Origin of the sequence: Streptosporangium sp. NPDC048047 (genome assembly GCF_040653115.1) — a bacterium.
In the GTDB taxonomy this organism is placed as follows: domain Bacteria; phylum Actinomycetota; class Actinomycetes; order Streptosporangiales; family Streptosporangiaceae; genus Streptosporangium.
Window position 1 is genome coordinate 48,897 of sequence record NZ_JBEZNH010000028.1, and the last position, 25,186, is coordinate 74,082.

Here is a 25,186-nt window from a genome sequence, read left to right on the forward strand (position 1 = left end):
TCTGTCCGAAAGGCGGTGCCTCCCCCCAATGGCCACCGGCGTCACACCCTCGCGGGCAGGCGGCGATCCCGTCGCCGACCGCCTGAAGGTCGTCCAGGATCTCTGCGATCGCGGGGAGCCCCTGGAATCGATGATGGCGACGGTGCTCGCCGAAGGGCTCACGCCCGCCCAGCGCCGCCGGCTCGACGCCGAGGTCCTGGCGGGCCCGCTCGGCGCCCGGCTGGACCTCGCGGTCAAGCGCGGCGCGGCCCGCAGGCGCGAGTTCGTCACCCTCGTCAAGCCGTACCTCGCCGGGGTGGACGCCAAGGTCAAGCGCGACCTGCCGGTGGCGCGCAGGATCGCCTTCCACCTGGTCGACACCCGCGAGGCGGACGATCTCGTCGAGGGCGACACGCTCCAGAAGATCGTCGCGGCGGGCGCCGAGCCGTCGCGCCGGGTCCGCAGGAAGATGCGCTGGTACGCCGACCTGCCGTTCCAGGACGAGCTCCCGGAGAGCATGTTCCGGCTGCGCGCCGCCGACCTCGTCCCGATCACGCGGATCGAGGACATCTCCTGGTCGGGCGGACGGCTGCGGATCACCGGCCACGCCTACCTCGCGGGCCTGTCGGTCCGCGGCCCTCGCTTCAACCACGCCACCGTCGTGCTGCGCGGTCCCCGCTGGCTGCCGCCCGTACGGCTGCGCACCCGCCGCGTCCTCGACCCCTCGGCGACCCACGGCGCCGCCGAGGCGGGCTGCAACTACGACTGGTCCGGCTTCGTCGCCGAGCTGCGTCCCTGGTCGCTGCGCTGGCGCGCCGGGGCGCGGACCGTGCTGCGCGGCGGCAGGCGGCTGCTGCGCCGCCGTTCCGTCGTGCGCGACACCACGACGTGGCGCGCGGAGATCGTGATCTGGAGCCGCGGCGCCCGCGCCGTCGGCCTGCTGCGCGGCCCCTCCACCGGCCGCACCGAGCGGCCCGCGGGCCTGGACATCGGCGACCGCCGGTGGATCCGCCCGGTCTGGACCTCCGACCGCGCCCTGCAGGTCGCGCTGCAGCCCACCCGGGCCGAGCTGACCGGGGTGACGCTGGACGGCGACCGGCTGGAGCTGCGGGTCTTCCTCCCCGGCAAGCAGCACGCCAGGGGCAACGCGCGGCTGGACGGCCACCGCATCGCTGCGGACTTCACCCCCGTCGAGGGCGGCACCGACGTCGTCGTGCCGCTCGCCGTACCGTCCCTGCTGCAGGAGCGCGACGGCGGCAGGCTCTGGGTGGAGCCCAAGGGCGAGCCCGCGGCCCCGGTGATGCTGGGCGGCGCCGCGGAGAGCCGCTCGGTGATCGGTGAGCGGGAGATCACCGTGCTGGGCGACCGGCGCGACCGCGTGTCGGTCTCCGCCCAGCGCGTCCGCCCCGTCGTCTCCGAGGCGGCCTGGTCCGCGGACGGCACGCTCACCCTCGCCGGCACCTACCCCGCCGCTCCCGGCGCGGTCGAGCTGAGCCTCAAGCACCGCACCGGCCTGATCCACACCGTGCCGCTGGAACGTGACGGCGAACGCTTCACGGTGCGGTTCGCGCCCGCCGCGATGCCCCGCTTCGCCGGGACCGTCTCGCTGGCGAGCGGCACCTGGAGCATGGCGGTCCGCGACCCCGGCGGGAAGATCGTGCCGGTCCGCACCGACCACGCCCTTCTCGGCTCGCTGGACGAGGAGACGAGGATCCGCGACGGGCGGGAGTACCGCCTGGTCTCCACGCGGTTCGACGTCCCCGTGCTGACCGTCGCCGAGCACGTGCCCGACGACGAGAAGGGCGCCGGCGGCCTGTACGCGCTGCAGCGCACCTTCTATCCCGCCCAGCGGGCCATGGAGCCGACCGACGCGACCGTCTACGTCTCCTACGACGGCCGCCAGTACGAGGGCAACGTCCGCGCGATCTACGAGGAGCGCGTACGGCGCGGCGACGAGCGCGAGCACATCTGGGTGGTCAAGGACGGCGCGTTCGTCCCGCCGGGCTCGGCCGAGCTGGGCTTCGGCCCGGACATCCGCCCGACGGTGGTCCGCTCCGGCAGCCGCGAGCACTACGCGGCGCTCGCGCGCTCCCGGTACGTCGTGGCCAACGGCTTCCTGCCGCCGTGGTTCCGGGCCCGCGAGGACCAGACGGTCGTGCAGACCTGGCACGGCAGCCCGCTCAAGCGCCTGGGCAACGACCTGCCGCACATGTCGCGCGACCCGAAGCCGGCGGCCTGGCACCGCCAGGCGGCCGAGGTGCGCGGCTGGGACCTGCTGATCTCGCAGAGCCCGTGGGCCACCCCGATCCTGCGCAAGGCGTTCGGCTATCGCGGGGAGATCCTGGAGAGCGGCTACCCGCGCAACGACGTGCTGTCGTCCCCCGACCGGGACGAGGTCGCCGCGCGGGTGCGGCGCGAGCTGGGCATCGCCGAGGGCTCCACCGTGGTGCTCTACGCGCCGACCTTCCGCGACTACGACCGCAGGAACGCCTCGGTGAAGCTGAACCTCGCCGAGGCGCGGCGGGTCCTCGGGGAGGGCCACACGTTCCTGGTCAGGGGACACCCGATGCAGGCGGCGCCGAACGTGTCGCGCGACCTCGCACTGGACGTCACGACATATCCGGAAGTGACGGATCTGTTGTTGATCGCCGACGTGCTGATCACCGACTACTCGGCCATCATGTTCGACTTCGCCGCGACCGGCCGTCCGATGCTCTTCTTCACCTACGACGCGCAGCGCTACTCGGCCAAGCGGGGCCTGTACCTCGACCTCGCGGCCGAGGTCCCCGGGCCGCTGCTGACGACCGCCGCCGAGGTGACGGAGGCGCTGCGGACGATCGACGAGGTGGCCGCCGCGCACGCCGACCGCTACGAGCGGTTCCGCCGCACCTACGCGCCCCGCGACGACGGCAAGGCGACCGGCCGGGTGGTGGACCACGTCTTCGGCGGCTCCTGACACGCGGGGGCCGGGCCGCGGTGAGGCCCCGGTCCGCGGGTCCCGCTGTTCCCCGGCGGGACCGGTGGGATCCGGCCCGGAAGGCCCGCGGGGCGCTCCGGTGTCCCGCGGCGTCCCGGCTCCGGTGAGATCTTCAGACATTCTGTGAGATTTCCGACGGCCCTTGGCCGCCGGGGAGCGTTCCCTCCGAGGTCCGGCGGGGTCCCCCGGGCGGCCCGCCCGCCGCCGCGGCGTCTTTCACCGTGCGACTCGCGCCGACTCGGCACGATCATCGCCCGGGATCTGGTGGAATGACGAGTTGTGAGTGGTCAGGGTTGGCGTCTGGTACGTCGTGAGGGCGCGGGGAAGGCTGTTGCCCCCGTGCTCGACGAGCACCAGCGTGCGGTGGTGGCGCATGGGAGCGGCCCGCTGCTCGTGCTCGCCGGACCCGGCACCGGCAAGACCACCACGATCGTGGAGAGCGTCGTCGACCGGGTCGAGCGGCGGGGCGCCGACCCCGAGCGGGTGCTGGTCCTCACCTACAGCCGCAGGGCCGCCGAGGAGCTGCGCGAGCGCATCACCGCCCGCATCCGCCGTACGACCCGCACCCCGCTGGCGATGACCTTCCACTCCTACGCCTACGCCCTGCTGCGCCGCGAGGCCGTCCTCGCCGGACGGGTTCCGCCGCGTGTGCTGACCGCCCCCGAGCAGCTGCTGGAGATCCGGCGGCTGCTCCACGGCGAGCTGGAGGACGGCGCCCTCCAGTGGCCCGAGGACATGCGCGAGGCCCTCGCCACCCGCGGCTTCGCCCAGGAGCTGCGCGACTTCCTGGCCCGCGCCACCGAGATCGGCCTCGGCGGGCGCGACCTCGTCGAGCTGGGCCGCACGCACGGCCGCCCCTCCTGGGTGGCCGCCGGGCGGTTCGCCGACCGCTACCACACCCGGTTCGACCTCGACGCCGAGCCGGTGCTCGACTACGCCGACCTGATCCGCGCCGCCGCCGCCCTGCTCGCCGAGCCCGAGGCGCGGCTGCGCGAGCGGTCCGCCTACGACGTCGTCTTCGTCGACGAGTACCAGGACGTCGACCCGGCCCAGGAACTGCTGCTCCAGCAGCTCGCGGGGGAGGGCCGCGACCTCGTCGCGGTCGGCGACCCCGACCAGTCGATCTACGGCTTCCGCGGCGCCGACGTGCGCGGGATCATGGACTTCCCCGACCGGTTCCGCCGCGCCGACGGCTCCGGGGCGCCCGTCCTGGCACTGCGCGTCTGCCGCCGCAGCGGCCCGGAGCTGCTCCGGGCCACCCGCCGCGTCACCGCCCGCCTGCCCTCCCCGCTCGGCGGCGCGGCCCACCACCGCGACCTGCGCGCCCTGCCGGACGCCGTCCCCGGCGAGGTCCGGGTCGTGGTGACCGACGGCGCGACCCAGGAGGCCGCCGTCGTCGCCGACACGCTGCGCCGGTCCCATCTGCTGGACGGCGTCCCCTGGTCGAGGATGGCGGTGCTGGTCCGCTCGGCCACCCGCCAGCTCCCGCTGCTGCGCCGCGCGCTGGTGAGCGCCGGGGTGCCGGCGGTGGTCGGCGGCGGGGAGGTGCCGCTGTTCCAGGAGCCCGGCGTGCGGCCGCTGATCCGGCTGATCCAGGTCGCGCTCCACCCGGAGAACCTCGACGAGGCCATGGCCGAGGAGCTGCTGACCGGCGCGCTCGGCGGCACCGACATGATCGGCGTGCGCCGCCTGCGCAGGGCGCTGCGGATCGCCGAGCACGAGGCGCTGCTCCACCCCGACGAACGCGACGTCCCCGGCGGCGATCAGCCCCGTGACGACGACGCCCCCGGCGACGACCCGTCCCGCGAGGACGAAATCCCCGGCGGAGACGTGCCCGGCCCGCGGGACGACGCCGGCGCGCCGGAGGGGGACGGGTTCCCGATCCCGCTGGAGGAGCGCGAGGCGCCGGCGCCCCGCTCGTCCGGTGAGCTCCTCGTCGCCGCGCTCAAGGACTCCCGGGAGCTGGTCCGGGTCGAGCCGCACGTGGCGCTGCCCGCCGAGCGGGTGGCCCGCCTCATCGCCGGCGCCACCGAGGCCGTACGGCGCGGCGGCACCGCCGAGGACGTGCTGTGGACCGTCTGGAAGACCACCGGCCTGGCCGAGAAGTGGACCGAGACGAGCCTCTCGGGCGGGTTCCGGGGCGCCATGGCAGACCGCGACCTCGACGCGGTGGTGGCGCTGTTCGACCACGCGGCCAAGTTCGTCGACCGGCTCCCGCACGCCGGCGTCGAGGTGTTCGTGGAGGACCTCGTCTCCCAGGAGATCCCCGGAGACTCCCTCGCCGAGCGCGCCCCCGACGCCGACTCGGTGCGCATCCTGACCGCGCACCGCTCCAAGGGCCTGGAGTGGGACGTGGTGGTCGTCGCCGGCGTCCAGGAGGGCGTCTGGCCCGACCTGCGGCCGCACGGCCCGGTCCTGCGCACCGACGACATGGTCGCCCGGGCCCGCGGCTCCGAGAACGAGAGCCCGTCCGCCGTCGCCGCCGCCCTGACCTCCCAGGTGCTGGCCGAGGAGCGCCGCCTGTTCTACGTCGCGGCGACCCGGGCCAGGAAGCGGCTCGTCGTCACCGCCGTCGGCGGGGAGGACAGCGAGGAGCGCCCCTCCCGGTTCCTCACCGAGCTGGTGCCCGGTTCGGGCGAGGACGTCGGGGTCGACGAGCGTTCCCGCTGGCTGAGCATGTCGGCGCTGGTCGCCGACCTGCGCTCGGCGGTGACCGACTCGACCCGGCCCGCCCCGCTGCGCAGGGCCGCCGCCGAGCACCTGGCCCGGCTCGCCGTCGCCGGGGTGCCCGGCGCGCACCCCGACGAGTGGTACGCCCTGACCCCGGTCTCCGACGACCGCCCGCTGAACTGGCCCGACGGCATCGTGCGCATCTCGCCCTCGGCGGTGGAGAACTTCACCAAGTGCGGCCTGCGCTGGCTGCTGGAGACCTCCGTCGGCGCGGGCGGCACCGACGCGGCCCGGGGCCTGGGCACGGTCGTGCACGCCCTGGCCGTGCTGGCCGCGACCGGCATGCCGAGCGAGGAGACGCTGGGCAAGCGCCTGGACGACGTCTGGGGCGAGCTCGACTTCGGCGGCCTCTGGTACAACCGCAAGCAGCGCCGGGTGGCCGAGGAGATGGTCGCCAAGTTCCTGCGCTGGCACCGGGAGAACCCCCGCGAGCTGGTCGGCCTGGAGGAGGCGTTCGTCGCCACGCTCGCCGACGGCGTGCAGATCAAGGGCCGGGTCGACCGCGTCGAGCGCGACGCCGACGGCCGGGCGGTGATCATCGACATCAAGACGGGCAAGAACGGCCCCAAGGACGCCGACCTGGACCGCCACCCCCAGCTCGGGGTGTACCAGCTCGCCGCGCTGCTGGGCGCCTTCCAGCGGCACGGGATGACCGAGCCCGGCGGGGCGGCCCTGGTCCAGGTGGGCGACGCGGCGGGCAAGAAGGACGCCAAGGAGCAGATCCAGCGGCCCCTGGCGGAGGACACCGACCCCGGCTGGGCCCGCGACATGGTCGAGACCGTCGCGACCGGCATGTCGGGTCCGTTCTTCCAGGCCAAGGTCAACGACGGCTGCCGTACGTGCGCCGTGCGGTCGAGCTGCCCGGTCAGCAAGAACGGAGACCAGGTGTGCTGAGCCGTACCACCCGGCGCGGGGCCGCGCCGCGCCGTTCCCCGGCGTCCCGTGCCACGCCGTGCCGTGCCCGGGAGCGCCGCGTCGCGCCCGGCCGGGCCGTACCGCGCGGGGGCGCCGCGTGCTGAGCCCGATCCAGCTCGCCGAGAAGCTGGGCATCCTCCCCCCGACCCCGGAGCAGGCCGCGGTGATCGAGGCCGGCCTGGAGCCGATGGTCGTCGTCGCGGGCGCCGGGTCCGGCAAGAGCGAGACCATGGCGGGGCGGGTCGTCTGGCTGGTGGCCAACGGCCTGGTCCGCCCCGACCAGATCCTCGGCCTGACCTTCACCCGCAAGGCCGCGGGCGAGCTGGCCCACCGGGTCCGCGAGCGCCTGGCCGGCCTGGTCGCCGCCGCGCAGGTCCCCGCCGAGCTGCTGGAGGGCGAGCCGACGATCTCGACGTACCACGCCTACGCGGCCCGGCTGGTCACCGACCACGCCCTGCGTGAGGCGCTGGAGCCGACCATGCGCCTGATCAGCCCGGCCGTCTCCTGGCAACTCGCCCAGCGGGTGGTCAGCGGCTACGACGGGCCGATGGAGCAGATCGAGTGGGGCCCGGCCACCGTCACCCGGGCGGTGCTGGAGCTGGCCGGTGAGCTGGCCGAACACCTGCGCACCCCGGCGGACGTGCGGGAGGTCGGCGCCTGGCTCACCGACCGCTACGGCGAGCTGCCCGGCTCGCCCACCCTGGCCCAGCGCCGCCCGCTGGTCACCCAGCGGGCCCGCGAGCAGCTCCTGCCGCTGGTGGAGGCGTACGGCAGGCTCAAGCGGCGGCGCGAGGTCGTCGACCACGGCGACCAGATGGCGCTGGCCGCCCGGATCGCCTCCGGCCACCCCGAGGTCGGGGAGATCGAGCGGGGCCGGTTCGCCGTCGTCCTGCTGGACGAGTACCAGGACACCAGCCACGCCCAGCTCGTCCTGCTGCGCGCGCTGTTCGGCGGCGGCCACCCGGTGACCGCCGTGGGCGACCCCTGCCAGTCCATCTACGGCTGGCGCGGCGCGTCGTCGGGCAACCTCAGCCGCTTCCCCCGCGACTTCCGCACCCCCTCCGGGGAGCCGGCCCCGGTCAGGTTCCTGTCGGTCAGCTTCCGCAACGGCGACGCCGTGCTGGACGTCGCGGCGCGGGTGCAGCTCCGGCTCCGGATGGAGTCGCGGGACGTGCCGGTGCTGGTTCCGGGCGGCAACCGCATCCAGCGCGGGCGGGTGACGTGCGCCTTCCACGAAACCGCCGACGACGAGGCCGAGTGGGTCGCCGCGGAGATCGCGCGGCTGCTGGGCAGTGAGAGCGCGCCCGACGGCCTGCCGTGGGGCGACGGCGAGCGCAGGAAGGCCAAGCAGAGCGCCTGGGGCGGCCCGCAGTGCCTGCAACCCCACGACGTGGCGATCCTGGCCCGCAAGCGGTCGCAGTTCCCCGCGCTGCGCCGGGCGCTGGAGGCCCGCGGCATCCCGGTCGAGGTGGTCGGCCTGGGCGGGCTGCTCGCCGTACCGGAGGTCGCCGACGTGGTGGCCACGCTGCGGGTGGTCTACGACCCGTCGGCGGGCGACGCCCTGGTGCGCCTGCTGTCGGGTCCGCGCTGGCGGATCGGCCCGGCCGACCTCAAGGAGCTGGGCGACCGGGCGCGCGAGCTGAACCGCGAGCACCGGGAGGAGTCCGAGGGCCCGTCCGCCGGGTCCGATCCGCTGGACCAGGTCGTGGCCGACCTCGCCGAGGAACGCGGCAGCCTGGTCGACGCCCTCGACGAGCTGCCCGAACGCCCCGAGTGGCAGGAGGCGTTCTCGCCGCTGGCCCGGGTGCGGCTGCTGGCCATGGCCCAGGAGCTGCGGACCCTGCGCGCCCACACCGGTCAGCCGCTGCCCGACCTGATCGCCGAGATCGAGCGCAGGCTCGGCCTGGACATCGAGGTGGCGGCCCGGGGGACGGCCGTCGGCCCGTTCGCCTCCCGCGCCGACCTCGACGCGTTCCTCGACGCCGCCGCCCGGTTCGCCGGGGACTCCGAGGACCCGACGCTGGGGGCTTTCCTGGCGTTCCTGAAGGCGGCCGACGAGGAGGAGAACGGCCTGGACGCCGGCCGGGTGGGCGAGAGCAACAGCGTGAAGCTGATGACCGTCCACGCCTCCAAGGGCCTGGAGTGGCCGGTCGTCGTGGTGCCCGGAATGTCGCAGGCGCTGTCCAAGGCCGGGACGCTCACCGTGGGAACGATCTTCCCGGCCCGTCCGACGACCAGTCCCCGGTGGACGGAGAACGCCCGTAAGCTGCCCTACCCGTTGCGCGGCGACGCCTCGGACCTGCCCCGGCTGACCGGGCTGTCGAAGGAGGAGCTGGGCGACTTCGACGAGCGTTGCCGCGACCGCGACCTGCTGGAGGAGCGCCGCCTGGCCTACGTCGCGGTGACCCGCGCCCACTACCTGCTGATCGCCTCCGGCTACCGCTGGGGCACCGGGTCCAAGCCGCTCCTGCCGTCCGAGTTCCTGCTGGAGATCCGCGACACCTGCGGCCGGGTGGCGGCCTGGGCGCCCGAGGCGGCCGAGGACGCCGTCAACCCGCTGCTCGCCGAACCCGCCGAGTCGGCCTGGCCGGTCAGCCCCGACGACGCGCGTTACATCGCCGTCCGCGACGGCGCCGACCTGGTCGAGGCCGCCCTCGCCGCCCTCACCGGCGGCGACGCCCCCGCGGACCCGTCCGGCCGTACGGCGGGCGGGCCCGGTACGGTGGGCGGCTCCGAAGCCGGTACGGCGGACCCGTACGTGCCGCTCGGCGACATCCCCCTCCCGCCGGAGGACGAGGAGGTCCCCTTCCCGGACGATCCCTGGGACGTCCCGGAGGACGCGTGGGACGCCTCCGGCGGCGCCGCCCCGGCGGATCCGGAGGCCCCGGAGTCCGCGGAGTCCGCGGAGCCCGTCGCCGGTCAGGACGGGCGGGAGGACGCGGCGGTGACCATCGCCGACCAGGCCGCCCACCTCGCCGGATTCGGGGACGACCCGGGCAACCGGCACGCCAGGACCCTCGCCGAACTGCGCGGCTGGGACCGCGAACGGGCCAGGGCGTGGGCACGCGACACCGAGCTGTTGCTCAGGGAGCGGGAGACCAACCGGCGGCGCGGCGGCGGCCGGGTCGAGTTGCCCACCCACCTGACCGTCTCCTCCCTGGTCACGCTGGCCTCCGACCCCAAGGCCCTGGCCCGGCGGATCCGCCGTCCCGTGCCGCGCAGGCCCGCGCCGCTGGCGCGCAGGGGCACCTCCTTCCACAGCTGGCTGGAGTCCCGCTGGGGCCAGCAGCGGCTGATCGACGAGCTCGACCTGCCCGGCGCCTTCGACGACGGCTTCGAGGAGGCCGACGCCCGCCTGGAGGAGCTGCGCGCCCGGTTCGAGGAGAGCGAGTGGGCCTCCCGGGAGCCGATCGAGGTCGAGGTGCCGTTCGAGACGATGATCGCCGACCGGCTGGTCAGGGGCCGGATGGACGCGGTGTTCCAGACCCCGGACGGCCGCTACGAGGTCGTCGACTGGAAGACCGGCCGCCGCCCCGAGGGCCGGAAGGCGGAGACGTCCGCGTCGGTGCAGCTCGCCGCCTACCGCCTGGCCTGGTCCCACCTGGCCGGCGTCCCCCTGCCGGCGGTGAGCGCCGCGTTCCACTACGTCAGGTCCAACGAGACCGTCCGCCCGGCCGACCTCCTCGACGAGCGCGGCCTGGCCGCCCTCATCGAGTCGGTCCCCGCCGTCGGCTGACACTCCGTTCCGGGTCTCCGCGGCGTTCGCCGAGGACCCGGCGTGTCCCGCGACCGGCGGAGACGACGGCCGCCGTGAGTGCGGCGGGGGCGTCAGGGCTCACCGGGCTCCGGGGAGATCCCGGTCGGCCTGTGGCCGGGGCCTCATCCCGGCGAAGAGGGCGTCGAGGATCCGGTCGACGTACTCATGGGTCAGTTGCTCCTGGGTGATCAGGAGCTGGAAGTACAGCGGGCCGGACAGGACCGCCATCGCCAGGCCGAGATCGAAGGCGTGCGACAGCTGGCCCTGGTCACGGGCCGTCTTCAGCCGGGCGACGGTCTTGTCCGCCTGCGGGGTGATGAAGCGCTCGTTGAGCGTGGCGGCGATCCGGGGATCGTGCTGGGCCTCGCCGACCAGGGCTTTGAACAAGGGGCCGAAGGGTGGCCTGCCCAGCAGGTCGACGGCCGCGTAGATCTGCGTGCGCAGGTCGGCGACGAGGTCGCCGGTGTCGGGGTAGTCCAGGCCGGGCTCGTTCAGCGACAACAGCGAGTCGAGCAGCAGGGCTCCCTTGGAGGGCCATCGGCGGTAGATGGTCTGCTTGCCGGCGCCCGCGCGGGCCGCGACCGCCTCGATGCTCAGCTTCGCGTAGCCGATCTCCTGACCGAGTTCCAGCGTGGTCCGCATGATGGCCTCGGTCCGGTCGGCGCCGCGACGATGGGGCGTGTCGGTCATGCCGCCACTTTATCGGTACGGAACGGTCCGTACTTGACGCTGAATCCCGGTTTGGACATCGTCTTATCGGTACGGTACGTTCCGTACAGATAAGAGCGGCCAGACCGGAGTCCGTCCTCAGGGGCCCGCGAGCGGGTGCGCCCCGCCTCGGCGCGCACGACGTCCGGGTGACCGGGTCTGACGTTCCTCACCACCACCTCACCTCACCTCACCGGAAAGACGACGCTCCCGTGATACCCGTTCCCGCCGACCCGACCGTGGTGCACCCCATGCCCGGCCAGCCGCGCCTGGTGCTGCTGAAGCCCCTCATCACCTCGCCGCTGATCGAGGCCGGGGAGTTCTCCTACTACGACGACCCCGACGACCCGACCGCCTTCGAGACCCGCAACGTGCTGTACCACTACGGGCCGGAGAAGCTGGTCATCGGGAGGTTCTGCGCGCTGGGCGAGGGCGTCCGGTTCATCATGAACGGCGCCAACCACCGGATGGACGGCCCCTCGACGTTCCCCTTCCCGATCATGGGCGGCTCCTGGGCCGAGCACTTCGACCTCATCACCGGCCTACCCGGACGGGGCGACACCGTGGTGGGAAACGACGTCTGGTTCGGCTACCGGTCCACGGTGATGCCCGGCGTCCGCATCGGCCACGGCGCGATCATCGCCTCGGGCGCCGTCGTCGTCGAGGACGTGCCCGACTACGGCGTCGTCGGCGGCAACCCCGCCAGGCTCATCCGCCGCCGCCACAGTGACGCCGACATCGCGCGTCTCCTGGCCCTGGCCTGGTGGGACTGGCCGCTGGAGCACATCACCGCTCACATCCGCACGATCATGTCCGGCAGCGTCGACGACCTGGAGAAGGCGGCGCCCGCGCGGATGTGACCGGTGCCCCCACCCGCCGTTGAAATCCCCTTCACCACAGAATCGAGTTGCCCGATGTCTGCTCCGTCCCATCCCGGCTCGTTCACCGACTGGCTCGGCGACCACGCCGCCCCGCTCACCCACCTCGACCCGGAGGCGCCGCTCGACGACCTGGAGCCGCTGCGTGAACTCGTCGGAGCGGCCCGCGTCGTCGCGATCGGTGAGAACTCCCACTTCATCACCGAGTTCTCGCTCATGCGCCGGCGCATCCTGCGGTTCCTGACCGAACGCTGCGGCTTCACCGTTCTGGCCTTCGAGTACGGCTTCAGCGAAGGGTTCCCGCTGGACGCCTGGGCCCAGGGCGAGGGCCCCGACGACGAGCTGCGGGCCCGGCTCGCCGAGGCGATCCCGGTCGGGGTCGGCGAACCGCTGCGCTGGATGCGCCGGCACAACGCCTCGGCCGGGGTGCCGGTGCGTTTCGCCGGGATCGACGTCCCGGCGGCCGGTGGGTCCCTGCTGCCCGCGCTCGCCCCGGTCGCCGACTACCTGCGCGAGGCCGATCCCGAGGTCCTCCCGATGATCCAGGAGGCGATGCGGATCGCCGGGTCGTTCGCCGGCGCCTCCGCGGCCTCGGCCGCACCGGCCTGGACCCGCCTGACCGCCGCCGAGCAGGACGCTCTCAGCGCGGCCCTGATGCGGCTGCTCATGCGGTTCCGTGCCGTCGAGCCGTTGTACGTCTCCCGCACCGGCCGGGACGGCTACGACATCGCCCTGCGCCGCCTTGAGGCCGCCTGCGCCGCCGACTACGGTTTCCGCGCCATGGCCGGCCTGTTCGCCGGCACCGGCCTGACCGCCGACACCTCGGCCAGGGACGTCTACATGGCCGGGTCGGTCCTGTGGCACCTGGAACGCCTCGGCCCCGCTGCCCGCATCGTGCTGGCGGCCCACAACGCCCACATCCAGAAGACGCCGGTCTCCTTCGACGGCCATCTCACCGGGCTGCCCATGGGACAGCACCTCCACCATGCGCTCGGCGACGACTACGTCGCCCTCGCCCTGACCAGCTCCGCCGGGCACACCGCCGACATGCGTCCCGACGAGGACGCGCGCTTCGGCTTCACCATCGACGACACCGAGCTGCAGCCGCCCGAGCCGGGAAGCGTCGAGGCCGCCTTCGCCGAGGCCGGGCTCGGACTGAGCATCGCCGACCTCCGCAGGGCGCCCCGCGAGACCCCCGGCCCCGACCGCTACCGGATCCAGAGCGCCTACCTGCACACGCCCGTCCTGGACGCGTTCGACGCCGTCCTCACCACCCCGGTCTCCACCGTCGCCGACATCGAGGACTGAGATGCGACACATGAAGAACGCCGACGTGGTCATTGTTGGAGCCGGCCCGACCGGCCTGATGCTGGCGGGTGAACTGAGCCTGGCCGGGGTGCGGCCGCTGGTGCTGGAGCGGCACCCGCACCGCCGCGACACCCCGAAGGCCGGGGGTCTCGGCGGGCAGATCCTGGAGCTGCTGCGCTACCGTGGCCTGCTGGAACGCTTCCAGGCGGCCTGCACCGGCCCCGTCCCGGCGCCCCGGTTCCCGTTCGGCGGGGTGCATCTGGACTTCACCCGGATGGCGGATCCGCCGCTGCACGCGCTGCCGCTGCCGCAGCAGTCGCTGGAGAGGCTGCTCGACGAACGCGCCGGCGAGCTCGGCGTGGACGTCCGGCGCGGGCACGAGGTCACCGGGGTGAGCCAGGACGACACCGCGGTGACGGTGGACGTGCGGGGCCCGGACGGTCCGTACCAGGTGAACGCCCGCTACCTGGTGGGCTGCGACGGCGCGCGCAGCGGGATCCGGGACCGGGCCGGCATCCCGTTCCCCGGCGTCACCTACCCGGAGGTCAACCGGCTGGCCCAGGTCACCCTGTCCGACGAGGTGACCGTGCTGGACAACGGCGATCTCGACGTCCCCGGCTTCGGCACGGTCCGTGCGGGTTTCACCCGCACGGACCGGGGCCTGCTCGGCGTCGGCTCCTCACCCGGCGCCCGGAGCGTCTCCCTCTACACCATCGAGGACGAGAGCACCGAGTACGACGACGACGTCCCGATGACGCTGACCGAGCTTCAGGACAGCATCCACCGCGTACTCGGCGCGCACCTGCCCCTGGCCGGATCGACGCGGCTGTCGCGCTTCACCTTCAAGGCCCACCAGGCCGAGCGCTACCGGGCCGGGCGCATCCTGCTGGCCGGTGACGCCGCACATCTGTTCCCCGCCACCGGGGTGGCGCTCAACGCCGGCCTGCTGGACGCGGTCAACCTGGCCTGGAAACTGGCCGCGGAACTCCACGGCCGGGCGCCGGGCGGCCTGCTGGACACCTACCACGACGAACGCCACCTCGCCGGCGCCCGTACCATGCTGCACACCCGGGCCCAGGTGGCGTTGCGACGCGGGCACGACGAGGCCGCCGAAGCACTGCGCGAAGTGTTCTCCGAACTGCTCGCCGACGAACAGCCGCTGCGCCGCATGGGAGCGCTCGTCGCCGGAACCGACATCCGCCACCCCATGCCCGGCTCGGGCCACCACCCGCTGGCCGGAACCTTCGCCCCCGACCTCACCCTGCACACCGACCGGGGGATCACCGGCGTCGCCGGACTTCTGCACCCCGCCCGGCCCGTCCTCCTCGACCTCGCCGGCCGTGCAGATCTGCGCGAGGCCGCCCGCGACTGGAAGGACCGCGTCGACATCCACACCGCCAAGACCGACCGGCGGCCCGCCGACGCCCTGCTGATCCGCCCGGACGCCCACATCGCCTGGGCCGCACCCGTCGACGAGCCCGCCGGCACCGCCGTACCCGCGCTGCGCGAGGCGCTCTCCACCTGGTTCGGCACACCCTGACGCGGCCTGGGCATCGGCGATCCCCGTCCCGGAGGCCGGGGAACCTAGTTCGGCGGGAGGTCTCCGACGAACACGATCCCGTCGATCCCGGCCAGGTGGGCCGGGTCCAGGGGGGCGTAGCCGAACCAGGGGGACACGCGCGGGGAGGGCGGCGTGTCGCCGAGGGCGGCGGCCAGCCGGCGGGGGTCGAGGAGGCAGCGGTCCTTCCGGAGCCCGTACAGGAGTCCCTCGACGGTGTCCGCGGGCGGGGTGTCCACCCCCCGGTGCCGGATCGTGCCGAGGGCCGTGGCCAGGAAGACGTACTCCTCACCCAGGAACGCGCTCACGATCGCGCCGGAGCTCCACCACTCGAACGGCGCGTCACCCATCCGGATCGTGCTCTTCTCCCGCTGGAAGTGCGCGTTGTGGGCGTGGACCAGCGCCGGGCCCCGCTCGGCGACGGCGAGGACGTTGGCGGCGATCATCGAACTCCGCAGGCCCAGCAGCCGCCGCATGCGGCCCGGCGAGGTGTCGGCCATCCAGTGGTGGTAGCGCAGCAGGCCGACGGCGGCGCGCCCGTACAGGCGGGCCCGCTCCATCTCCTCCCGTGAGGAGGTCGCGACGAGGTGCGGCGTCTCCGCGTCGAGCAGCGCCACCAGGTCGTCGGCGATCAACCGCAGCTCCCCGGCCTCGGCCGACCGCCCCACGGACTCGGAGGGGTCCATCATCGTGGCGGGGTTCGCCCACCGCTCGTCGTCGCCGAGCAGGCGGTCGAGCGTCTCCGCGTCGCAGGGGAGCAGATCCGCGTCCACCCGGGCCGCGAGGTGGCCGTGGAGCGCGGTGAGGGCCTGACGGGGGCTCGCGGCGTGGCTGATCTCCAGCGGGCCGTCGAGACCGGCGAAGCGCACCCGCTCGGACGGCGGCCGGCCTTCGTTGTACGCGCGCATCCAGCGCACGAGCTCACGGTTGCCCGCGGCGGCTCCCCACCCGTGGCTGAAGCCGCGTTCCATGACCTCGTCGAGGGTGCCGGTGCCCGAGGTGACGTGGTCGTCCACGACCAGGCCCATCAGGCAGTCGCTCTCGATCCCGATCGTCCGGTAGCCCTCCCGCTCGACGAGCTGCCGGAAGAGCTCGTTGCGCACGTCGAGCAGGACGTCCTCGCCGTGGGTGGGCTCGCCCAGCGCGAGCACCCGCGGACGGGCGGGGAGCAGCCCCATGACGGCGGCGGCGTGGACGGCGTGGACGGCGTCTTTCATGTCGTTGACCATGCCTTCGACGCTATCTTTGAACCCCCGGTTGGCACTTTTGCCCAATGCGCCCGGCATCACGAGACGAAACCCTCAAAACGGTGGGTCACTCCTCGGCATGGCGGCCGCTCCGGTGGCCGTCCCGGACCGCCGCCCGGCCCAGATAGCGGAACGACGGCGGCGGGTGCATCAGGAAGTCGTGGTGGGAGATGTTCCAGGCGTAGGCGCCCGCCATGGTGAACTCCACGACGTCGCCGGGGGCCAGCGCGACCGGCGCCCGGCGGGCGAGGACGTCCTTGGGCGTGCACAGCTGCCCGGCGATCGTGACCGGCTCGCCCGGCGGCAGCGGGGCCATCGGCTGGGAGTGCCCCTTGGCGGCGGGGGTGCGCAGGTGGTGGGTACCCCCGGCGACCACGGCGAACAGCTCGCCGTGGACCCGCTTGACGTCGAGCACCCGCGTCACGTACCGCCCGCAGTAGGCGGTCAGGGACCGTCCCGGCTCGATCCGCAGCACCTCGCCCGGACGGCGCAGCCGCGCCAGGCCCTCGCCGTAGGAGCGCCAGTCGAAGCGGTCGTCCGGGTCGGCGTAGGACACCGCCATGCCGCCGCCGAGGTTGACCTCCGTCACCCCGAGCGCGCGGGCGTACTCCAGCACGGCCCCGGCCAGCCGCAGCAGGTCGGCGGCGGCGAGCCCGCTGGCCAGGTGGGCGTGAACGCCGCGCAGCCGTACCCTGTCCTGCCCCTCCAGCGCCGCCGCGCAGCGGGCGACGTCGGCGGGGTCCATGCCGAACGGCGTCGCGCCGCCGCCCATGGCGAGCGACGCCCCGCCCACCGGCACGTCGAGGTTGACCCGCAGCAGCACGTCGGCGCGGCGGCCGGAGTCCAGGAGCCGCCGCAGCTCGCCGGGACTCTCCACGTGCAGCCGGGCGACGTCCGCGGCCAGCTCCAGCTCCGTCTCGGTCTTGCCCGGACCGCCGAGGGCCGTCGGGACGTCCGGGAAGAGCCTCCGGACGTGCGCAAGCTCGCCCGCCGAGGAGACCTCGAAGCCGTCCACGTGCCGGGCCAGCACCCTCAGCAGCTCGGCGTCGGGGTTGGCCTTGACCGCGTAGTACAGCTCGATCCCCGGCAGCGCGGCCCGCACAGCGGCGGCGTGCCCGTCGAGCGCGGCGAGGTCGTAGACGTAGGCGGGCAGGTCAGCGGTCGCCAGGCCGTACGGCGGGACACCGCGGCCCGGCCCCGTGGCCGGGGTTGGAGCCGGGGCCGGATCCGCGGGCGCCGGGCCGTACGGCGGGACGGCGGCCGTCACGAGACCATCGCCAGCGGGTTGGCGACCGGCACGTATCCGGCGCGGCGGTCGGCGGCGCGGGCCCACCGGACCGACAGGTTGGCCTTGGCGGGCAGCGGGGCGCCCGCCAGCAGGTCCGACAGCCGGCGCTGCCGGCCCCGCGACCCGGCGTACCCGGCCAGCACCTCCCCGGCCACCGCCCACAGCTCCCGCGCCGCGCCGGGGTCGGGGCCGGCCAGCCGGGCGGCGATCTCCGGCAGGTGGTTGACCATCAGGCAGTAGACCACCCGGTTCCAGCCCCCCTCCTCGTCGTAGGTGAGCGCCGCGGCGACCTCGCCCGGCAGTCCGGCGAGGTCGTGACGGCCGGCGACGAGCTTGGCGCCCTCCATGTCGCGGAAGACGGCCTCCACCGGAAGCCCGGCCGCGTCCACGCCGACGAGCACGTTCTGCAGGTGGGCCTCCAGCACCACGCCGTGGGTCAGGTAGGCGTCGAGCACCGGCGGCGCGACGCGCTCCACGTAGGCCCGCCACCACCGCGCGGGGTCGGCGGGCCGGTCGCCGGCGGCGGCCAGCGCGCCGCTCAGCAGCGGGGTCACCCCCGGACGGCAGACCGACCACGGGCTCGCCCGGACGATCACGCTCAGCCCCTCCAGCAGCCGGGTGCCCAGGGCCGCGGAGCGGTAGCCCGGCTCGGGCAGCCACCGGGTGCCGGGGAACCGCTCGGCCAGGCCGGCGAACACCGGCGTGAGGCGCCGGGTCAGCTCCACCGCGCCCGCCAGCTCGTACCAGGAGTTCTTCCGGACGCAGTTGGTGATCCGCACGTCCAGGCTGAACTTCAGGCAGCGGTCGATCCCCGGCTCGTAGACCGTCCGGACCGACGAGGTGGGGACCGACGCCCGCGAGGCGCTTCCCAGGTCCGTCAGCCTCCCGTCGGCCAGCGGGGCGGCCAGCTCCGCCGCGAGCAGATCGAGCTGCCACGGATGCGCGGGCAGGAGGGTGTAGCCCGGCGGTGCGGCGCCCAGCCCGTCGAGCGGACCGGTGTCGCCCGCCCCGGCCAGCACGTCGTCGCGCACCCCGAGCAGCCGCAGCGGGAAGCTCGCGTGCGCCTCCGGGGCGTGCCGCAGCCAGCCCGCGTCGCCGCGCGCCTTCGGGCTGGGGTGGAACGGGTGGCCGAAGACCAGCCCCTGCTCCGAGGCGAGCCACGGGTCGGCCGGGGGCGGGACGTCCCGGCGGGCGGCGACCAGCGCCGCCATGGCCTCCCGGCTCGCCCCCACCTGGGTCGCGAACTCCTCGTTCGCCGCGTCCGCGGTCTCGCCCAGCTCCCGTTCGACGAGCCGGACGAGCAGGTCCACCGACAGGGGCCGCCAGCGCCCTTCGTCCAGCCGCTCCGGCGGCCCGTCGAACCGCAGCGCCAGCCCGCCGTACGTCCGGGCCCGCAGCAGGGTGCCCGCCACCCGCAGCAGCACGTACGGCTCGGCGTGCCACACCAGCCCGCGCGGCCCGGCCACCTCCCGGACGCAGCAGCGCAGCAGCGCGGCCAGCGACGCCTCCTCGGCGGCGGCGGCCGGGGAGGTGAGCGCGAGGCCGGTCAACACGGCGCCCTTCTCCCGGCCGCGCCACGGGCGGAGCCGTCACGGGCCGATCCGTCACGGGTGGAGCCGTCGCGGGGGGCCGGGGGACCGGCGGGGATCTGGCGCAGGTAGTTGGGGCCGCTGGTGCCGTAGAACTTGTTCACGTCGCGCGCCCCGGTGCGGGCCTTGTCCACCAGCGTCCCGGCGGTGACCATCGACTTGCCGACCAGCCGGGCGGCGTCGAGGGTCCTGGCCCGCAGCAGCCTGGCCATGGGGTCGTAGCCGTGCTCGTCGAGAGCCTCGGCCAGGGCGTCGCGGACCAGCCGGAACGCCCGCGGGGGCGGCAGCACCCCGGACGTCACCGCGGTCGCGGCCAGGTGCAGGGTGATGGTCACGAACACGTCGGCGAGCGCGTGCGGGTCGTCGGTCAGCATCCGCTCGTCGGCGAAGTCCGGCACCTCGATCCCGGCCGCCCGCAGCCGCCCCGGGGAGGTCAGCAGGCCGTCGTAGTCCTTGACCAGCAGCCTGGCCGGTCCGTCGCCGAACACCAGTGACAGGTTCTGCTGGTGGGCCTCCAGCGCGGTGCCGTACCGGACGAAGAGCCGCACGTTGTAGGAGAACAGCAGGCGCAGGTAGTCCTGGAGCATCTCCGCCGCCTCCCCCCGGTACCACCGCCCGGCGAGCTCCTCGGCGACCAGCCCGCCGCCCGGCAGGGGAGCGGGCAGCGCGGCCACCGGGACGATCTCCCCGGCCGGGTGGCGGCGGAGCATCCAGCCGAGGTACTCGTGCCCGGCGTGGGCGTGGGTCTGCTCGTCGGCCAGCAGCACCCGCGGGTCCGGCATGCGGCGCAGCAGCAGTTCGGCCCGCGCCCCGTCGGCCAGCGTCTCCGGCTTGATCGACCGCCGGTTGCGCAGTCCCAGCGTGCTGGTGGTCAGCGGCAGTTTCAGGTGCGCGCGCCGGTCGAGCGCGACCGTGCGCGTAGAGAGCGTCGGCCGGACCTCGAGGTACGGCTCCGGCGCCAGGACCGCCCACGGGATCTCCTCGACCGCGCGGGCCGTCAGCGGATGGACGGGGAACAGCACGTGCGTCCCGGCGAGCTCGCCGGGCAGCCCGACCGCGGGGAACTCCGGCGCGCACGGCAGTGCCGCCCCGGTGACCCGCTCCCGGGGCACGGCCGCCCAGCGCAGCTCGAAGGCGGGCGCGAACTCCGGCGCGTAGGCCACCAGCTCCTCGTCGGTCAGCCCGGTCCGGCAGCGCGCCGTCGGGTAGACCGGGTGGTCCACGAAGGCGGCCAGCGCCTCGTAGCGCACCGCGTCGAGCCGCCCGGCGTCCGCCTCCGCCCGGGGGCCGGTCCCCGCTCCGGTCCCGGTCCCGGTCCCGGTCCCGGATCCGGAGCCGACATCGACGGGGGCCCGCCCGCCGGAGCCGTCGCCGCGTCCGTCCGGAAGCCGCCCGCCGGGGCCACCGCCGGTCCGCCGGCCCACCGGGGTACGGCGGGCGAGGCGGGCCAGCACCTCCTCGCGGTGGGCGTCATGGAGTTCGAGGGCGCGCAGCGCCTCCCCGCACTCCCGGGCGAACGCCTCCACCCCGGCGGCGTCCGCGGGCGCGGAGACCTCCCGCAGCGCGTGCAGGACCTCCGCCAGGCGCAGCGCCTCCTGCGGGGCGACCACGAAGTCCTGGAACGGCGACCCCGCCGCCAGCCGTACCTGCCGCCCGGTGGGCAGCAGCAGCACGACGCCGTCCCTGCTCCGCGTGACCCGCCCGGCCAGACCGCCGTAGTCCTCACGCAGCAGCGCGTTCAGGACCCGGGCCGCCAGGTACGGCTCCCGCCCGCCGGCCCCGCCCGCGCGGTGCTCGCCGTCCATGCCGTGCCCTCCTCTCACCGGGCGCGCACCGCTCACGGGGCGCCCGCCGTTCACGCGACGCCCGCCGTCCGCGGGGCGCCTGCCGTCCGTGCCGCGCCCGCCGTTCGCGTGGCTCATGCGACCTCCCAGCGCGCGGTTGCGGCGAAGGCCGCGAGGGCGTCGTCCACGCTCGCCCGGTCGGGGCCGATGGCGCGGACGATGCCCAGGTAGTCGCGGTTGGTGTTGGACGGCTCGATCCGGTCGCCGACGGCGCGCAGCGGCCGGTGCCAGAGCCGCACCCGGTCGCCGGGGGCGGGGTCCACCACGCCCGGGGCCGCGGTCACGGTCCCCGGCCGGTCGGCCACCAGGCTCAGTATGGTCCCGTGCCCAGCGGGCCGGCCCGCCGGGTCCGGGAGGTCCGGGAGGTCCGGGAGGCCGCTGCCGCCCCCGGGGATCCCCGGGGCCCGTCCCGCCCGCTCGTCCGCCCCCGCTGGGTTCCCCGGCCGGGCGCCGAACCGTTCGCCCAGATGGACGGCGAGAACGTGCTCGAACAGGGGGACGCCCAGCAGGTCCGCGAGGAGGAAGTCGCAGTGGTCTCCGATGACCCGGTAGTTGACCTCGACGATCCGCGGCCCGGCCGGGGTCATCGCGTACTCGGTGTGGCAGGCCCCGAAGCCCGCGCCCAGCGCGGCGAGGGCTCGCAGCACGTGCTCCCTTCCGGGAGGGTCCGCCCAGTCGAGCCGTTCCTCCACGAAGTGCGGCGGTGGTCCCAGCGTGGTGCGGAAGCCGCCGAGCACCCGCAGGTCAGTGCCGTCACCGAGGGTCTCCAGCGTGTGCAGGGGCCCGTCGAGGTACTCCTCCACCACCAGCGCCTCACCCGGCCGCCGGTCACGGATCGCCCGGACGGCCGCGGCGAGCTCGCCCGCGTCGGCCACCAGCACGACGTCCTCGCTGGCCACGCCCTCGCGCGGTTTGACGACCGCGGGGAACGGCGGGTCGGGAGGGACCGGGTCGTCCGGTGCCAGCCGTACCGAGCGGACGGTCTCGACCCCGGCCTCGGCCAGCCGCCGCCGGGTGAGCGCCTTGTTCTTGGCGGCGAGGCAGGCCCGCCAGTCCTTGCCCGGCAGGCCGAAGTACGCGGCGGCGAGGGCGGTCTCCGCCTGGAGGTGGTCGGAGTTGGAGAAGATCGCGTCGGGCGCGTGGTGGTGGGCGATGAGGTCGATCACCGAGCGGGCGTCGCGGACGTCGCACCGCAGCACCTCGGCCCCGGAGGCCGCGTGCCGTTCGGGGCGGTCGGTCAGGATCGTGACGTCGCAGGCCAGCGCGCGTGCCGCGGGGAGGAACCCGTCCGTGACCGAGTCGGTCGGTTTGAGCGCGGTGAGGTACAGGCGCAATGCGGGGACCCCCGTTTATCAGGTAAGGCTAACCTAACTCGGTTCATCTTAACCGGGTGGAGATCATCACGCTGGCGTCTCGGCGTAAACACGGTACATGTCCGGCCTGACATGAGGATGCCAGTCACCCCGGACGGTCCGGCGGCGGGCCCGGCGAGGCGCTCCGCACCGCTCCGGCGGGCCGGTCCGGGAGTCGCGGCGGGAGGCGTCCGGGGGCGCGGCGTAGGATGGCCAGTCTGTCTGGGAGGCGAACGGCGTGGAGAGCGTGGAGATCACAGCACAGGACGGACTACTGGGGCCGCTGCTCCTCGCGCGCAGCGCCGTCGACCGCTCGGCGCTGCTGCGGGGCGACGCCGCGTGGCTGGAGAGGGCCTGGGCCGATCCCGCCACCCGGGTCCTGACCATCGACGACGGCAACACCCTGGTCAGGCGGTCGGGCGACGAGTTCTCGCTGGTCCTCTCGGCCCCGGAGGACGCGCCCGCGGGCGAGCGCTACCTCCTCGGCGTGGACGCCGGGGGCGTCGCCTACTTCGCGGCCTCCGCGCCGCTGCCGGAGCCCGTCCTGGGCGCCTCGCACGGCCGGATCGTCTCCCCGGTCGCCGCCTCCGCCGTCCCGGACGGACAGGTCGTCGTCGCCGGGCTCCGCCAGATCGGCGCGCTGCTCGGTGACCTGGACGCCGGGCTGCTGGTCTACGCGGTCGCGCTGGAGGCGTGGCACTCCACCCACGAGTTCTGCCCGCGCTGCGGCAGCCGTACGGAGGTGCGGTCGGGCGGGCACGTCCGCGTCTGCCCCCGCGACGCCAGCCAGCACTTCCCCCGGGTCGATCCCGCGGTGATCATGCTGGTCCACGACGATCAGGACCGCTGCCTGCTGGCCAGGGGTCCGGAGTGGGGCGAGGGCCGGATGTCGGTGCTCGCCGGGTTCGTGGAGCCGGGCGAGTCGCTGGAGCACGCGGTGGCCCGCGAGGTGGCCGAGGAGGTCGGCGTGAGCGTCACCGGCGCCCGCTACCTCGGCAGCCAGCCGTGGCCCTTCCCGCGCAGCCTGATGCTGGGCTTCTTCGCGCGCGCCACCTCCACCGAGCTCGTCCTCGACCCGGAGGAGATCGCCGAGGCGCGCTGGTTCGGCCGTGCGGAGCTGCTGGCCGCGCTGGAGAGCGGCGAGGTGCGGCTGCCGTCCGGGCTTTCGATCGCCCGGAGGCTGATCGAGACCTGGTACGGCGAGCCGCTGTCCGGCGACTGGTGATCGGCGACGCGGTCCCGCAGTACGGCGAGCCGCCGTGCGGAGGCCGGTGATCCGCGACGTCGTCCCGCAGGTACGGCGGGTCGCCGTGCGAGGGCCGGTGATCCGCGACGCGGTCCCGCCGGGTTCGCAGGGTTCCGCCGGGTTCCGCGGTCCGGGGAAAGCCGATCCCGGCAGGGGGAACCACCCCACCGGGACCGTTGGCCGCCGCCGTGCTCCCCGCCGGAGCGGCGGGACGGCCGGCGCGGAGGCTACTCGCCGGCGACGGCCGCCGCGGCCCGCAGCCGCGCCTTGACCTCGATCACCGAGGGGTTGGTCGCCGCGGTGCCGTCGTCGAAGACGACGGTCGGCACGACCTGGTTGCCGTTGTTGACGCTCATGACGAACTCCGCGGCGTCGGGGTTCCGCTCGATGTCGACCTCCCGGTAGACGATGCCCTCGCGGGTGAGCTGGGACTTCAGCCGCCGGCAGGGACCACACCAGCTGGTCGTGTAAACGGTGAGCGCCATGTCTTGATCATCCCCTCATGTGATGTTCGGCGCTCATGGCAACAAAGCGAAGGCCGTTCGTCTTCCCGCCCGATCCACGGACCTCTCCCGGCGGGTTCCGGGATCCTTCCCGTCCGGTCCGCGAACCCTCCCGGGCGGGCACCCCGGCCCTTCCCGCCTGATCCCGCGGACCCCTCCTGCCCGGCCCCGGACCCTTTCCGGCAGGCGGCCGGGAAAGCCGTCAGCGGAGCCGGGACGCGACCCACTCCTGCACCGTCTCGGCCACCCCGGGCTGCCGGTACATCGGCGAGCTGTGGTCGGCGCCCGGCTGGGTCAGCACCGTCATCGGCACGCCGAACCGCTTCAGGCGCTCCTGGAGCCGGAGGCTGTGCTCGACCGGCACGAACTCCTCCTCCGAATGCAGCGTCAGCATGGGGGCGTCACCGCGGCTCGCGTGCAGCGGCACCTCCATGCTGTTCCAGACCTTCGGGCACTCGACGGGCTCGCACCCTCCGGCGAGGCGGACGGCGGACTCGCGCAGCTTGCGCCGGTAGGCGTCGGTGGTGTCGGCGCCGTCGTTGTAGGCGGTGATCGGCGAGATCACGGGGGAGACGCCGACCACGCCGCGCAGCCCCGGCAGCCTCCGCTCGCCGTAGGTGCCGACGGCGGTGGCCAGGTGGCCCCCGGCGGAGAAGCCGATCACCACGTAGTCGTTCGGGTCGAAGGACCACAGGGCCGCGTGCTTGCGCGCGGTGGCGATGGCGTCGAAGGTGTCGGTGCGGGGCGCGGGCCAGGCCGCGTTGCCGGAGAGGCGGTAGTTGAGGTTGAAGACCGTGTAGCCCAGCTCGGCGTAGCTCCGGGCGATCTCCGACATCTGCTTCTTGTCGCCGGTCGACCACCAGCCGCCGTGGATCAGGAAGACACCCGGCCGCCTGAGCTCGTCGGGCTGGTACCAGACGTCCATCCGCTGCAGGGTGTGCCGGCCGTACGCGACGGTGTCGACGATGGTCCCCCTGGCCAGCGGGTCGGAGTCGCCGGTGGCGGGCGCCGAGGAGGTGGAGGACGGCGTCGGGGTCGGGGTGGGGGTGGGGTCGCCCTTCGCCGCCGCGGCGGACGCGGACCCCGCCGTGACGACGGACCCCGGCATGACGGCCCCCGCCACGCCGATGGACCCCGCCGTGACGGGCGTGGCCGGCGAGGCCGCCGACACGTGGACGGCCAGGGACATGGAGGAGGCGTGCGCCATCGCGGGCCCGGACGCCAACGCCGCCAGGGCCAGCGCACTCACCGTCACCGCTGTTCGCACGAGTCTCGTCCTTCCCCGAAGTCCACTTCGCTCACATTGT

15 protein-coding genes are annotated in these 25,186 nt (G+C 74.7%); 7 read left to right on the forward strand and 8 right to left on the reverse strand.

Translation table 11 applies throughout. The features are described from left to right. Window positions 1-28 precede the first annotated feature (28 nt). The 3 genes from AB0D67_RS23205 to AB0D67_RS23215 all read left to right on the forward strand — a co-directional run bounded on the left by AB0D67_RS23205 (window position 29) and on the right by AB0D67_RS23215 (window position 10,337). Window positions 29-2,935 carry a CDP-glycerol glycerophosphotransferase family protein gene (locus AB0D67_RS23205; protein ID WP_362939295.1) on the forward strand — a complete coding sequence of 969 codons (2,907 nt, stop codon included), beginning with the start codon at window positions 29-31 and terminating at the stop codon, window positions 2,933-2,935. Window positions 2,936-3,295: 360 nt separating this feature from the next. After that, complete coding sequence (locus AB0D67_RS23210) at window positions 3,296-6,580, forward strand: ATP-dependent DNA helicase (RefSeq protein ID WP_362939298.1); 3,285 nt, start codon at window positions 3,296-3,298, stop codon at window positions 6,578-6,580. 118 nt (window positions 6,581-6,698) lie between these two features. Further along, the gene (locus AB0D67_RS23215; RefSeq protein WP_362939301.1) at window positions 6,699-10,337 is read left to right on the forward strand and encodes a UvrD-helicase domain-containing protein; all 3,639 of its coding nucleotides are present in this window, start codon (window positions 6,699-6,701) and stop codon (window positions 10,335-10,337) included. A gap of 99 nt (window positions 10,338-10,436) precedes the next feature. Here the strand turns inward: AB0D67_RS23215 and AB0D67_RS23220 are convergent, their stop codons facing one another. Beyond that, entirely contained in the window at window positions 10,437-11,048 is a 612-nt protein-coding gene (locus tag AB0D67_RS23220; protein ID WP_362939304.1) for a TetR/AcrR family transcriptional regulator, read from the reverse strand. Between the two features lie 230 nt (window positions 11,049-11,278). Here AB0D67_RS23220 and AB0D67_RS23225 point away from each other — a divergent pair, with 230 nt between their 5' ends. From AB0D67_RS23225 to AB0D67_RS23235, 3 genes are read left to right on the forward strand one after another with little or no spacing between them, the layout of a single operon-like run. Then, window positions 11,279-11,926, forward strand: coding sequence for a CatB-related O-acetyltransferase (locus tag AB0D67_RS23225; protein WP_362939307.1), 648 nt, complete (start codon window positions 11,279-11,281; stop codon window positions 11,924-11,926). Window positions 11,927-11,980: 54 nt separating this feature from the next. Continuing rightward, window positions 11,981-13,252 (forward strand): erythromycin esterase family protein, encoded by a 1,272-nt coding sequence (locus AB0D67_RS23230; protein ID WP_362939310.1) that lies wholly within the window; start codon window positions 11,981-11,983, stop codon window positions 13,250-13,252. Window position 13,253: 1 nt separating this feature from the next. Beyond that, entirely contained in the window at window positions 13,254-14,792 is a 1,539-nt protein-coding gene (locus AB0D67_RS23235) for an FAD-dependent monooxygenase (protein ID WP_362939313.1), read from the forward strand. A gap of 44 nt (window positions 14,793-14,836) precedes the next feature. Here the strand turns inward: AB0D67_RS23235 and AB0D67_RS23240 are convergent, their stop codons facing one another. From AB0D67_RS23240 to AB0D67_RS23260, 5 genes are all read right to left on the reverse strand, one after another. After that, window positions 14,837-16,039 (reverse strand): erythromycin esterase family protein, encoded by a 1,203-nt coding sequence (locus AB0D67_RS23240; RefSeq protein WP_362939316.1) that lies wholly within the window; start codon window positions 16,037-16,039, stop codon window positions 14,837-14,839. An 85-nt stretch (window positions 16,040-16,124) separates the two neighbouring features. Next, on the reverse strand, window positions 16,125-17,324 hold the full coding sequence (locus AB0D67_RS23245; protein WP_362939319.1) for an alanine racemase: 1,200 nt from the start codon (window positions 17,322-17,324) through the stop codon (window positions 16,125-16,127). Then, the gene (locus AB0D67_RS23250) at window positions 17,321-18,898 is read right to left on the reverse strand and encodes an IucA/IucC family protein (RefSeq protein WP_362939322.1); all 1,578 of its coding nucleotides are present in this window, start codon (window positions 18,896-18,898) and stop codon (window positions 17,321-17,323) included. The genes AB0D67_RS23245 and AB0D67_RS23250 overlap by 4 nt, the downstream gene beginning before the upstream one ends. Then, the gene (locus tag AB0D67_RS23255; protein ID WP_362939325.1) at window positions 18,892-20,739 is read right to left on the reverse strand and encodes an IucA/IucC family protein; all 1,848 of its coding nucleotides are present in this window, start codon (window positions 20,737-20,739) and stop codon (window positions 18,892-18,894) included. The genes AB0D67_RS23250 and AB0D67_RS23255 overlap by 7 nt, the downstream gene beginning before the upstream one ends. 113 nt (window positions 20,740-20,852) lie before the next feature. After that, window positions 20,853-22,112, reverse strand: a complete 1,260-nt coding sequence (locus AB0D67_RS23260) for a siderophore biosynthesis protein (RefSeq protein ID WP_362939328.1) — start codon at window positions 22,110-22,112, stop codon at window positions 20,853-20,855. A gap of 265 nt (window positions 22,113-22,377) precedes the next feature. Here AB0D67_RS23260 and nudC point away from each other — a divergent pair, with 265 nt between their 5' ends. After that, window positions 22,378-23,355, forward strand: coding sequence for an NAD(+) diphosphatase (nudC, locus tag AB0D67_RS23265; RefSeq protein ID WP_362939331.1), 978 nt, complete (start codon window positions 22,378-22,380; stop codon window positions 23,353-23,355). Window positions 23,356-23,603: 248 nt separating this feature from the next. Here the strand turns inward: nudC and AB0D67_RS23270 are convergent, their stop codons facing one another. Continuing rightward, window positions 23,604-23,861, reverse strand: coding sequence for a mycoredoxin (locus AB0D67_RS23270; RefSeq protein ID WP_362939334.1), 258 nt, complete (start codon window positions 23,859-23,861; stop codon window positions 23,604-23,606). Window positions 23,862-24,081: 220 nt separating this feature from the next. Further along, on the reverse strand, window positions 24,082-25,146 hold the full coding sequence (locus tag AB0D67_RS23275) for an alpha/beta hydrolase (protein WP_362939337.1): 1,065 nt from the start codon (window positions 25,144-25,146) through the stop codon (window positions 24,082-24,084). Between the last annotated feature and the right edge of the window lie 40 nt (window positions 25,147-25,186).

Excerpts from the sequence above, each read along its gene's own strand:
- AB0D67_RS23205 (WP_362939295.1), top strand. The coding sequence starts at position 29 with ATGGCCACCGGCGTCACACCCTCGCGGGCAGGCGGCGATCCCGTCGCC.
- AB0D67_RS23220 (WP_362939304.1), bottom strand. The coding sequence starts at position 11,048 with ATGACCGACACGCCCCATCGTCGCGGCGCCGACCGGACCGAGGCCATC.
- AB0D67_RS23230 (WP_362939310.1), top strand. The coding sequence starts at position 11,981 with ATGTCTGCTCCGTCCCATCCCGGCTCGTTCACCGACTGGCTCGGCGAC.
- AB0D67_RS23235 (WP_362939313.1), top strand. The coding sequence starts at position 13,254 with ATGCGACACATGAAGAACGCCGACGTGGTCATTGTTGGAGCCGGCCCG.
- AB0D67_RS23240 (WP_362939316.1), bottom strand. The coding sequence starts at position 16,039 with ATGGTCAACGACATGAAAGACGCCGTCCACGCCGTCCACGCCGCCGCC.
- AB0D67_RS23255 (WP_362939325.1), bottom strand. The coding sequence starts at position 20,739 with ATGGACGGCGAGCACCGCGCGGGCGGGGCCGGCGGGCGGGAGCCGTAC.
- AB0D67_RS23270 (WP_362939334.1), bottom strand. The coding sequence starts at position 23,861 with ATGGCGCTCACCGTTTACACGACCAGCTGGTGTGGTCCCTGCCGGCGG.